Annotated in this window: 10 protein-coding genes; 4 read left to right on the forward strand and 6 right to left on the reverse strand. The window is 65.4% G+C overall.

Features of this window, described 5'->3' with window-relative positions:
* Nucleotides 1–332: 332 nt before the first annotated feature.
* From ACZK4S_RS13510 to ACZK4S_RS13520, 3 genes are read left to right on the forward strand one after another with little or no spacing between them, the layout of a single operon-like run.
* Nucleotides 333–1,013 carry a hypothetical protein gene (locus tag ACZK4S_RS13510; RefSeq protein ID WP_463644622.1) on the forward strand — a complete coding sequence of 227 codons (681 nt, stop codon included), beginning with the start codon at nt 333–335 and terminating at the stop codon, nt 1,011–1,013.
* Nucleotides 1,013–3,154 (forward strand): hypothetical protein, encoded by a 2,142-nt coding sequence (locus tag ACZK4S_RS13515; protein WP_463644623.1) that lies wholly within the window; start codon nt 1,013–1,015, stop codon nt 3,152–3,154. The genes ACZK4S_RS13510 and ACZK4S_RS13515 overlap by 1 nt, the downstream gene beginning before the upstream one ends.
* On the forward strand, nt 3,151–5,100 hold the full coding sequence (locus ACZK4S_RS13520) for a hypothetical protein (RefSeq protein WP_463644624.1): 1,950 nt from the start codon (nt 3,151–3,153) through the stop codon (nt 5,098–5,100). The genes ACZK4S_RS13515 and ACZK4S_RS13520 overlap by 4 nt, the downstream gene beginning before the upstream one ends.
* A gap of 253 nt (nt 5,101–5,353) precedes the next feature.
* On the opposite strand, the gene ACZK4S_RS13525 is transcribed toward ACZK4S_RS13520, so the two are convergent.
* From ACZK4S_RS13525 to ACZK4S_RS13535, 3 genes are all read right to left on the reverse strand, one after another.
* The gene (locus ACZK4S_RS13525; RefSeq protein WP_463644625.1) at nt 5,354–6,325 is read right to left on the reverse strand and encodes a site-specific integrase; all 972 of its coding nucleotides are present in this window, start codon (nt 6,323–6,325) and stop codon (nt 5,354–5,356) included.
* A 64-nt stretch (nt 6,326–6,389) separates the two neighbouring features.
* Nucleotides 6,390–6,722, reverse strand: coding sequence for a hypothetical protein (locus ACZK4S_RS13530; RefSeq protein ID WP_463644626.1), 333 nt, complete (start codon nt 6,720–6,722; stop codon nt 6,390–6,392).
* Nucleotides 6,723–6,995: 273 nt separating this feature from the next.
* Nucleotides 6,996–8,015: a hypothetical protein gene (locus tag ACZK4S_RS13535; RefSeq protein WP_463644627.1), complete on the reverse strand. Its 1,020-nt coding sequence runs from the start codon at nt 8,013–8,015 to the stop codon at nt 6,996–6,998.
* 126 nt (nt 8,016–8,141) lie between these two features.
* Here ACZK4S_RS13535 and ACZK4S_RS13540 point away from each other — a divergent pair, with 126 nt between their 5' ends.
* The gene (locus tag ACZK4S_RS13540) at nt 8,142–8,375 is read left to right on the forward strand and encodes a hypothetical protein (protein WP_463644628.1); all 234 of its coding nucleotides are present in this window, start codon (nt 8,142–8,144) and stop codon (nt 8,373–8,375) included.
* Between the two features lie 28 nt (nt 8,376–8,403).
* Here ACZK4S_RS13540 and ACZK4S_RS13545 read toward each other — a convergent pair whose 3' ends face one another.
* The 3 genes from ACZK4S_RS13545 to ACZK4S_RS13555 are packed head-to-tail and all read right to left on the reverse strand — an operon-like array spanning nt 8,404 to nt 10,850.
* The gene (locus ACZK4S_RS13545; protein ID WP_463644629.1) at nt 8,404–8,961 is read right to left on the reverse strand and encodes a hypothetical protein; all 558 of its coding nucleotides are present in this window, start codon (nt 8,959–8,961) and stop codon (nt 8,404–8,406) included.
* A gap of 15 nt (nt 8,962–8,976) precedes the next feature.
* Nucleotides 8,977–10,410 carry a type IV secretory system conjugative DNA transfer family protein gene (locus ACZK4S_RS13550; protein WP_463644630.1) on the reverse strand — a complete coding sequence of 478 codons (1,434 nt, stop codon included), beginning with the start codon at nt 10,408–10,410 and terminating at the stop codon, nt 8,977–8,979.
* Nucleotides 10,407–10,850 (reverse strand): hypothetical protein, encoded by a 444-nt coding sequence (locus ACZK4S_RS13555; RefSeq protein WP_463644631.1) that lies wholly within the window; start codon nt 10,848–10,850, stop codon nt 10,407–10,409. The genes ACZK4S_RS13550 and ACZK4S_RS13555 overlap by 4 nt, the downstream gene beginning before the upstream one ends.
* Nucleotides 10,851–10,904 lie beyond the last annotated feature (54 nt).

Consider the following 10,904-nt stretch of genomic DNA (forward strand, 5'->3'; position numbering starts at 1 on the left):
GAGGTTCATGCAGTTGCTGGCTGCTCGCCAGATACGGCCCCTTCCGAGCCGATCGCTGGGTTTCCAGTGGCTACTGGACGGCCTTGGCCACTTGTTCATGGCCTAGGACCTCGATTATTCCGCGAGGCAGTTCTGGCACGATGCGCCGCACCGTTCAGTTGCCTCGAGTGGGGGATCCTTCCATCGTCGGCCTTGAGCCGCGCTCTCAGCGCGTGGCGGGGCGCCGGCCTGCCGGATCCGCCACGTCCCCATTTGCGTTTGGGGCTGAGCGTGTCGAGGCCCATGGAAGCGCTCATCTGCGACGCTGGGAGTACCGTGGGGAAGGAGGTCTGGTGTCTGCGCTGTCGACGCCTTGTCCTGATGCACGCCGCCGTGGCGGGTCAACGAGTCAGACCGCGGCACGGGTCTTGGTGCTGCTCGATGTTTTGGGAACACCCGTCGGAGCATCCTGCGACGTAGATGGTGCGGTCGCAGTGGTCTCGTCGCTCATCCGTTTACAGAAGCTCGACTTCTGGCTACGCAATCCCGACTACCTCGCCGATGAATTGATCACCGAGTTCGAGCAGGGCCGCGTGCCATTCGATCAGGTCCAGCCACACGTTCAACGAATGTTGGACGGTGATGCGCCGCAGCTCCACACCTACCCGATGGAGCGGTACATCTACGGGGCGTATGAGTTCATCGACGACGCCCTCGCGGTGCTCAAGCTCTATGACCAGATCGAGCATCGTCGGGCTGCTGACTCGGGTGCTCTCTCACGTCGGGACTACTTCCTGCTGGAGAAGGGGCGAGACACCATCGCTACAATGCGCGCGGAGATCCCCCAGCTCGAGTGGTATGTGCAGCAGGCGATCGCCATCGGGCTCATCGCCGATGCCGCCAAGGGGGTAGCAGCCAAGCGTCGGCAGTATTTGCAGGCCGAGTATGCCGATACTCGGAACGGGGACGTCATCCCCTCGATTCTCGAACGAGTACGTGAACGCGCTTTGGCGCTGAAAGTGGTGGAGAGTTGATGGAGGCGACCGTCATGGACTGGGTGGGAACCGTCGCGGAGCGCGCAAATACAGACCGTGGCGTCGTCACGAACGTGTTCGCGCGATACGGGATCGTCGGACCCAAGCCGGTTCCTACGAGGCGCCTACTGCGGGTCGAGGCGATTCACTTCGCCGGCGTCAAGAACCTCGCTGATGATGAGGACATCGAGACTCGTCGGTTCGTGCCCTTCTCCTTCCACCGTGCTTTCACCACCCCCGTGACCGCCTTCGTCAGCGACGGGAAGAACGACGCCGGGAAGAGTTCAACCCTCGAGATCCTGAAGTGGGGCTTGCGCGGCTCGTCGAAGGTGGCCGGGGATGTGCAGAAGTGGCTCCGGCAGGTCTGCCTGCTGCTAACAATCAGCGGCGAGCGGATCCTTGTGGCGTGGCGCGTGGATGACGGTGCGCCGAGCGGACGAATCCTGGTACTCCCCAACAAAGTCGGGCTGGGGCTTGAGGGCTTCAGACAGGCGACGGCCGTCGTGATGGCCGAGCACAGTCAGGAAGCCGCCGCGGCAGGTGAGCCTGTCTTCACGTCCGATGTCCCGGTCGACCGCCTGTTCGAGAGGCTTCTCGGGGAAGGTGCGTTTGTTGTCGGCAGCTTCAACGGGGACGAAGAGATGGCGGCGGTCGTTGGCGAGTTCATGCTGCAGCGCCTCGGCCTCGACGCGCTCACACAGTGGACCCGAGTCGCCGGAGCAACGGAAGCGGATGATGGCAACATGGTTGGCCATGGTTGGCCCCTCTGGTCGCAGGCCCTTGCCATCACCAAACCGAGCGAGGCTGCCCCCATCGGGGAGACACCATTTCAAGCCCAGAACGTCCTGAACACGTTCCTCGCGACTGAGTGGAGCGCGACGAGGCTCGCCGCGCGGGCGCACAAGAAGGCCGTGGACGGGCAGCTTGCTGGTATCGCGCGACGTCGGGCTCGCGATTCTGAGTCGCGAGAAGCCAGCGCGAAGGCGCTTCGTGCAGAGCGTGCTGAGGCTGAGGCAGAACTCAGCTCCTTTCCCGTGTCAGGCACGACGGCTGAGGAGGCAGAGGCGGCGATCAAGGACGTCACCGCCGCGACGGCCAACATCACCCGGACGCAGCATGCCGTGGCGGAGGCTGCAATCGCGCACGGGTCTGCGGAGCGTGAGTTGGAAGCGGCGGTGCAGGATCTCGCTGCCTTCAAGGAAGCGGAGGTCACCAAGCGGTTCTGGCATGCGCTCAAGCCGTCATGCTGCCCGCGATGCGATGCGAAGGTTCAGCCCGAGCAATGGCAGCGAGAGCAAGAAGGGTCATGCTCTCTGTGCAACAACCCGATAGACGAAGCTGATAGAGCTCCCGAGGCAGGTGGGGGCGACTACGCCGTAGATGATGATCTCGATCCCGTCACCTTGGCAGAGCAGCGCGTCGCACAGCTCACTGCCGACGCGGAACGGCTCTCGGTGCTGCACGACGACGCGTTGGATCACGCGAGAGTTGCCCAGGTAGAGTTCGAGCGCGCATCGGGGGTCATCCGTAACCTCCATGGAGACCCCACCGAACGGCGATCGCTCGAACGCCGCATCGCGGTGCTTGACGGCCGAATCCTGGAACGCTCGCAACCATCTGAGGCCGAGCCGGAGGAGGCGGCGTTGACTACCGACGCGCACATCCTCCAGACTGTCGAGGCCTTAGCTGGGGAATCAGCCAAGAGCGACTTCGCGGGTGCACTCTCATCGGTAAGTGCGCAGATCACGACCCTCGGAAAGACTCTCGGAATCAGCAACCTCGAAAAGGCGACCCTCCAGGCCAATGCACATCTCCCCGTCGTGAAGGGCGGCGAAAGGACGCCTTTCGGGAAACTCACGGACGGAGAGAAGTTACGTTTGAAAATCGCGCTCGTCGTGTCGCTCCTGGACGTCGGGACGACATCGGGCCTCGGGCGTCACCCCGGGTTGCTCATCGTCGACTCTCTAGCCACCGAGGAGCTCAACCGTGAGAACGGCGAGTTACTGCTGCGTGAGTTGAACCGAGTGGCGGAGGCTTATGGGCTTCAGGTCATCACGAGCACGGCGCATAGTGAGCTGGCGGCTGCAGTCCTCCCAGCCGAGGCGGTGCAGCGACCGACTGCGGAAGGCCTGATGTGGTGACGCTGACCGTGTTCGACTTCCTCGACACGCTCGAGGGGGCTCCATCCGTCTCCGGCCTCGGCGGCGAGCGAACGATCTATGCTTCCGCGAACGAGCTATCCGGCGATACGCGAGTCGTCGAAGTTGCCGTGGCCTTGTGTGCCGAATGGGTGAACCTCGAAGACCAAGCGGCGGCAGGCGCATTGCTCATCGGCGCCGCCAACGCCATCCCGGTGCTCGGGGCGCGCGACCTCTACGATGTGTTGCTCTGTGCGGAGGAGACGCTTCCGCACATCGCGCTGGGCCTCGAAGGCGCATTCAAAGCCCGTGCAGGCACGCGAGGGTACGAGAGGGACACTGCCCTGGAGGGGTGGACGCGGCTCGCACTCGGACACTGGACGAAAAACACGCTCCAGCTGCGCGGGCTGCTGCACGAAGGTAGCGAAGCGGCCGACGCCACGGAGCCGCTGGTTCGCGCTCTCGGTGCCGCTTGCTCGATGTGGGATGACCCGGAGCTCATTGACGCGTTGATCGCACTTGCCACGCACCACTCACTCGATACCGATGCTGCGATGGAACTCGGATTCCGGAAGATCGCGTGGGCGGCTGCGTGCACTGACCTCAGCGCCGCCCGCGCAGAACTCGATGATGCATTGCGGTGGTTCGACGCGGCGTACCTCGACGACGCTCGGCCGGACGCCTCCGCCTTCCGTGCCGTACTCACCGGCGTCATCGAGCATGCGGCTGGTCATGCCGTCCCCGCTGACCGGTTCGACGCTATCGCCGATGTGGTGTACGGGTACCTCGACGGTTACCGCGGTGTTCAGCCGAACTGGAGGGGCGCTCGCGCCGGCACGACGAGTGCATGGCTGGATCTCCTCACGCAGCTCCGGGCCGCCGAGACCGACCAATGGTTTGACACCGGGACCACGCTTCGTGCGCTCGCGCATGCCTTCGCCGCCGAGCAGACCATGGTACTGGTCGTCAACCCGGGCATGACCGAGCCGGCGTCGCAGGTCGGGGTTCGTGAACTGGTTTGGCCCCGGATCGAGCAACTCGCACGCGGGAACGCCGCGGTCGTCACCCATATCCAGCGGTGGTTGGCGACGAATCCTGAGCCGGCGGACTCGGCAACCCGCGTCGCGGTGGAAGCGCTCCTTTCTCGGCTGAAGGAGCTCCCCGCAAAAAAAGCAGATAGCGAATCGGTCCGTCTTCCGGATGCGATTCGCGAGAATCTCCACCTGACAGACGATGCCTTTTTGGAGCTCGAGCGCGCGGCGGCATCCGAACCCTCCCTGTTCCGAGTCTTAGAGCAGATCGCACTTCAAGTCCCGTCCCTGAACATCGCCGAGGACGCCCTACTCTCCAACCTGCTAGATCAGTGCGAGGAACATGCCGAAGGAGGAGTTGATGGTTACCGCACCGAGCTGACCGTGCTCCTGACCGATATCATCCGGTACACAGCTACGCAGCTTAACGTCAGTCAATCACCGAGCCGGTTGCCGCCTTGGATGGTGCGCAGCCAACCATGGCCGGATGAGAAGGTGCTCGCAGATCACCTGAACACCGCGCTGACGATGGCAGGTCGTGATTCCCTCGTCGAACTGCCCAACGTCGCGGGCGGACGAGTGGACATCGCGGTGAGGTTCGACAGGCGTTGCACTCTCTACATTGAGGTGAAGACGGTTGACCAAGATCGCTCGGACCATGACCTCGTCGATGACTTTGGGTCGCAAGCCGTCCAGTACGCCGCGACCAACATCCCCGTCGCGATCCTGATCGTCGCCGACTACATTCACCGAAGCGCCCGCCGTGACCTCACAGCGGCATTCCACGCGTCGCCGCTGAAGCTCGACGCCGCCTCTAGACAGCACGCTCTTATCACGGTCCGTCTTCAAGCGAACGTGGATCCGCCCTCCGCCTCTTCGGCGAAACGGATCAGCCGCAAGAGGCCGAAGCCCGCATAGCGCCTATTGGAACGCCAGCCGCAGCGCTGGGTCAGCGAGGAGATCCTGGTCCGCTCGGCATGGCATTTGCGGCGCACTCAATCCGAGGTTGCTCAGAGTTGCCCCATTCTGGCGGTCGTCGACGTGCGACGGCCGCTACGAGACGTGTCGGTGAGGTCACGCACATCGGCATTATGAGAGTGAAGCGGGGGAGTGTCCAGGGAGGCCTCCGGCCGGACCCGGGGACGATTCGAGGCCAAGCCCGCCGACCTCTTCAGAGAGGGAGTTGGGTGGCGGCGTTCTCTTCCCAGGCGTCTTCGATGCGGGTGTAGATGCCGATGGAGGCCAGGTCCTTGTGCCGGGTCTGTCTGGCGATCTGCAGGGAGGTGGCGCCACGTTTCGCGGCGTAGGTGACGAACCCTGCCCGAAGGGAGTGGGCCGAGAATCCGGTGGCGTCGAGACCGGCCCTGGTGACGGCCTGGGTGATCAGGCGGGAGAGGCCGTCGGGGGTGAGGCCCCGGGCGCTGACACGGTTGCCTTTGGAGACGGATCGGAAGATCAGGCCTTCGGAGATGCCGGCGACGGTGAGCCAGTGGCGTAGCGCGGTGACGGGGCAGTAGTCCTGGCGGGCGCCCCAGGGGAGGACCACGAGCTCCAGGTCGCCGGTCTGGTTGGTTTTGGAGTGGGTGAGCTCGATCACCAGCCCCCGTTCGTGGGGTTTGATCTGATCAACCTCGAGGGCGGCGAGTTCGGAGGCGCGCAGCGCGGACACGAACCCGACCAGCAGGAGTACCCGGTCCCGGATTCCGCTGAGCGAGGGCTCATCGTCGCGGGTCTTCCATTTCGTCATCGCCGGGCAAGCATCAACGACGTCGAGGAGGAGTGGGGGCATGAGGGGGCGGGCCTGGTCCGGGGGAGCCCCGAGCTGGCGGCGGATCCCTTCCCAGACGGCGATCACGCGCGCGGTCTGGGTGGGGTCGGGATGGTTACGGACCTTGTGGGCGAACCGGATCGTCGACAGACGCCGGCTGATCGTGCCGACCTTCGCCCCGGCGGTGGCCAGCGCCGAGATGTAGCGGGAGATCGCGATGTCGGTGGCGGGCAGTGCCGTGTGGTGGTTGTCGCGGCACCAGGTGACGAACTCGGTCCAGTCGGAGCGGTATCCACGCAACGTCGACGACGCCCGGGAGGCCGAGGCGAACGCGGCCTCGGCCGCATCCAACGACAGGTCTTCCGGCAGCAACATCCCCGCCTGCTGATCAACCGCGACCGGACCACCAGCCGCACTGTGCAGGGCCCCTGGCTGGCTTTCAGTCATGCGACTTGTCGGGGTGCTCGAGTTGGTCGGCGAGCCAGGTGCGGGCGGCGGCCTCGGCGGCCGGTTTGGCGGCTGTCAGGGTGGGCTGGACGCCGCGGGCGATGCGGGTCACCTGGTCGGTGCTGCCGGTGCGGTAGATGGTGAGCGTCCAGGTCCAGCGGCCGGCGGTGCCGCGCTGGGCCATCAGCTGCAGATCGTGGCGCTCCGAGATCGGCAGGTTCACACCCCACGCGGACTTCGACCCGGAGCGGTCGTGGCTCCACTCGTACGGGGGCAGCGGCACGTCGTCGCGGGTGACGAGTGGCTGTCGGCGTCGGGTGGCCATGCCTGGACTCTACTCGGTTATTACATCGGATTCTCTGGATAATCCGATGCAATACGTGGCCTAGGTTTCAGGTCATTGCAGGCGGGTGTCGACGGTGCGCTTGTCGCGGATGAACGCGGTGGCATTGAGCGCCAAGCTCGTCGTTGGCGGGTCAGGTCCGGGACGACGGTGGCGGAGTAGAACGATTCGAACATGATCGGGCCGTCATTGCCGATGCGGACGAGGGTGCCCGTCCTCGCTGGAATACCGCGAATCTTGCGGCTGCCGCCACCCCTAGAGGTGAGTCGAAGCTTCGGCGCTCCGACTGTCCAACGCTTCGTGGAACTCGTGCCGAGTAGGCGGCCTACCAAGATGCTTCTTGGTAGATCTATAGACCTCCCGACAGAGGTCAGCCTGTCGTCGGGACTGAGATGGGTCCTGGCTCAATTCTGCCAGCTCTCCCCAGGCCCAGATCCTGGGCAGGAACGGGTACTGGCGGGTGTCTACACCCGGCCCGATTCGCCATCCGATGGCTGCGGATACAACCGCTGCCCTCACCCATCCCCATCGCCGGTGGGTCGCCGCTCCAGCGACTGCCCAACTGATAAGGCGCGGCTCAACCCACATGAATGAAGGCCATCGCTCCAGCCAGCGCATCCACCGATCGCGCAGGGGGGCGCGGGCGTACCCCTTGGCCCGCCAGTAATCGAGGCCGACCTTGGTCCAGCGCACGCCGTTGTAGTCGACGATCTCCACCCCCACGCCAAGGTCGCCCTGCAGCAGCCACGGTTGGCCAACGATGGCTCGCACGACATCTGGAGACTGCGGGATGGGGCGCAGGACGTGACGGTAGCCCTGCTCCAGATGCCACTGAGCCGCTTCCCGGCCAACAGGGACGCCGCCACTAACCCAGTCCTCGACATGGATAGTCAAGCTCTCTCCGGGCGGAATCCGACGATCGTAATTGTCCAGCACAAGGTCGAACTCAGCTGGCGCGATGTCTCGGCCCAGCGCTAGTTCATCGACCTTGTGCCACTCCTCATCGGCCCCTAGGAAACGCGTTGCGTCGCGCGAGGCACCGAACCAGACCCGGCTCAGGTTCACTGGAAGCCGCCCGTCGTTGCTGATGACGACGTCGATCCCTCCAACATCTGCTTCGCCATTTTCATGGCGACCATCGCGGCGATGGGTGTGTGCGGTTACGTGCCGGACGGCCAACCGGCGGGCACCAATAGTCCGGTCCCACAGCGCAATGAGCCCCAGGGTGAGGCCGGTGAGACCCCCAATAACGCCAATCGCGTCCTGCCAATCCACATCCTTACCCTATTGCCGGTGTGACCGGTGTCACTCGCCTAAGCGGTTCCTACCGCCTGGGTCCATCGATCCTGGTGTCAGCCGACACTCCGTGAGTAGTCGGCTATGCCGCGTACTGTCCCTCGCATGACCATGAAGCGCTCCGATTTCGGGTCACTCAGCGATCGTCTCGGCCGAACGCCAAGGGTCCTCGACGATCAGAAAGTGCGTCACGTCTGGCTCGACAGCACCGTCCCTGCTCTGGTGGTCGACCGCCGCAAGACAGCCGGCCGCTGGGAAGGGCAGGTGGTGCGCGTCGAGGACGGTGAGCTCCTGGTGGGCTGGGTCAGCGGCGACAGGATCTCCACCATCGAGCTGTAGCCCTGATCTCTCACCACGACAACACGCCCTAGAGGACCCTGAGGGTGACCGTCTCCTCACCATTGGAGGTCAGGCCACAATCGTCCCGAAACAACCGAAGGCGCCGGGCCGCGGCGTCGTCGTTGGCGTGGCGGGTGTGGGCGGCACGTCCTGGCCAGGGCTGGTGCTTCTCCTCGCAAGCTCGGCGCTGATCCCGGGTGCGGTCGAGGTAGCCGGGTAGGGCGTAGCGGTGCCACTCCTCCAACGGCATGGGTCCGGTGGCTTCGCCGGCTTGGAACCGCAGGAAGGCAAGGGTGCCGAGCTCCCGGACCAGGGGCGGATGCTCGGGCCAGCACGCTGGGGTGTGATCTGCGGAGTACCAGGCGTGCTGGGAGTTGAGCCAGACGACGAACGCCTCTAGCCATACCCAGCAGTCCCAGCGCAGTTCCGGGTCGGCGATAGTGGTGAGGTCCCAGACCCTGGGCAGGATCTCCCCTGTGGCGATGATCTCCTCGGCGGCCTCTCCCCCGCGGGCGAACGCTGCAAGGTCCAAGAGTGCGGCGACCATCCGCTGCGTGAGGTCGGGAAACGGCAGTAGCTGACTCATAGCGATTCAGGTCCTTCAGTCGGTGAGGCCGAGTTGGCGGGCGTATGAGTGCGCGAGCGTGGTCTTCTCCGTCGCAGTCATCGGATGGGCAGTGGAGCTGCTGGCGATGAGGTGGCGTGCTGCGTGCTGCTGGTCGAGGAGGCGTTTGCCGGGTTTGCCGTCGATAGCGCGGTGGAGGGTGGCGATGATGGGTTTCCCGTTCTCGGCGACGACTAGGGCGGTGCGGGTGGGGAGTTCGCGGAGTTGTTCGGGGCGGATGACGGGGGTGTCTTCGCCGTGGGTGGAGATCGAGCCGTGCTGGCCGTGCTGCTGGTTCCGTCGGGTGATTCGTCTCGTGCCGAGGAGGTCGCTGATCTCGCGGTTGAAGCCGGCGTCTTTGGAGCCGCCGAAGATGATCAGGCTGTTGGTCAGGTCCTTGATCGCGCGGGCCTGCTGTTCCCCGAAGATGCGGGTCAGCTGGGCCCAGGTTTGGGAGGCCCAGATGAACGAGATCCCCAACGCCCGCTCGTTGGCCATCCTCGTGGCCAGTGTCGGCAGGGGTGCGGTGGAGGGGAGTTCGTCGAGGCAGGCCAGCATCGGCGGACACAACCTTCCCAGCCCGCTCTCGTTGGCCAGCAAGAGGGCGGTGTCGAGGACATGCTCCGCGACAGCGGTCATCAGCGGAGACGCGGACACGTAGGGGTCTTCTCGGCCGAGGAGATAGATGGTGCCGCCGCGGCGGATGAGGTCGGCGATGTCGACGGCTGGGCGGCCGTCAGTAGGCACGCAGCGTTCGCGACGATCCTTCGTCGCGAAGAGGGCGAGGGCTTGGTCGACGGTGGATTTGGTGTTGCCGGCGGTGCGCTCATCGGTGTTGCTGACCGCACCGGCGAGGAGTCCGGACCAGTTCGGTTCCGCCATCGGATGCGACCGCAGAATCTCTGAAGGGAGGCTGGCGGTGCGGGGGTTCGCGGACCATTCGAGGACGTCATTCAACGTGTAGCCAGCCAACGCTGCCGCGTGGAGGTAGCACTGGATGACTTTCGCGGCTTCGGCGGCGTAGAAGCGCGCGGCGGAGTCTGCCCCGTCTCCCCCATTGCCCAGCGTGCCGGCGCAGAACGCTTTCGCCCGTTTCTCCGCCACGGTGGCGTCGACGCAGCCGTCGATCGGGTCCCAGATCAACTCCGGCAACCCTGGTGCGGCGCCGAACGGGTCCAGCACGGCCACCGGGCCTCGGGCTTGGCGGGCGGCGAGGGTGAGGAGGAGGTCGTCGGGTTTGGTGAGGGTGACCAGCGCTGCGCCGGGTGCTTGCAGGAGGGCGGGGGTGAGGATGTCGAGGGTCTTGCCCGATCCTTGGGGTCCGATCACGCCGGCGGTGCGGTCCCACGGCTGCCACAAGGACACCCCCACCGGGACCTTGCTGGTTCCGATCCGCCATCCCACCTGGGTGGGCTCAAACCTGCGGCTCATCGCCGCTGACCTTTCCGGTACAGGTCAGGGCGGATCACGGCCCGGTTCGCTCGGAGGCGACCGAGGCCCAGCAGCTGCTCCGCCTGCCCGGCTGAGGCCATGCCCTTGAATCGGCGCCCCGCTACGACACGCAGCGCCAGCGCTGTCGCGGCAGCGAGACTTGCGATGAACAGAGCTGCGGCGATCGCCCACGCCACCCAGACGGCGGTAGCGCCTTGGGTGGCGGTGAGGCCGGCGTGGAGGTTGCCGGTGAGGATGCCCCAGCTGCTGGTGACCAGTGCGGTAGAGGGAGGCCAGTGCCAGCCGGCGCCGGCCGCGGCGAGGGTGAGGCTGCGGCCGACCTGGACCGCCACCACCCCGAGGAGGGCGACGGTGGTGAGGGCACCGACGGCGGGTTCCCAGGTCCAGGCGTAGCCGTCCTCATGCTGCGAATCAGTCATACCCCTTACGAACCCGGACGAATCGGGCCCACAGCGTGACGGTCAGCAGAGTCG

Source organism: Tessaracoccus zhenghani, assembly GCF_055326325.1.

Coding starts and splice junctions, on each gene's coding strand:
- ACZK4S_RS13515 (WP_463644623.1), top strand. CDS start 1,013: ATGGAGGCGACCGTCATGGACTGGGTGGGAACCGTCGCGGAGCGCGCA.
- ACZK4S_RS13550 (WP_463644630.1), bottom strand. CDS start 10,410: ATGAGCCGCAGGTTTGAGCCCACCCAGGTGGGATGGCGGATCGGAACC.
- ACZK4S_RS13545 (WP_463644629.1), bottom strand. CDS start 8,961: ATGAGTCAGCTACTGCCGTTTCCCGACCTCACGCAGCGGATGGTCGCC.
- ACZK4S_RS13555 (WP_463644631.1), bottom strand. CDS start 10,850: ATGACTGATTCGCAGCATGAGGACGGCTACGCCTGGACCTGGGAACCC.
- ACZK4S_RS13530 (WP_463644626.1), bottom strand. CDS start 6,722: ATGGCCACCCGACGCCGACAGCCACTCGTCACCCGCGACGACGTGCCG.
- ACZK4S_RS13540 (WP_463644628.1), top strand. CDS start 8,142: ATGACCATGAAGCGCTCCGATTTCGGGTCACTCAGCGATCGTCTCGGC.
- ACZK4S_RS13525 (WP_463644625.1), bottom strand. CDS start 6,325: ATGTTGCTGCCGGAAGACCTGTCGTTGGATGCGGCCGAGGCCGCGTTC.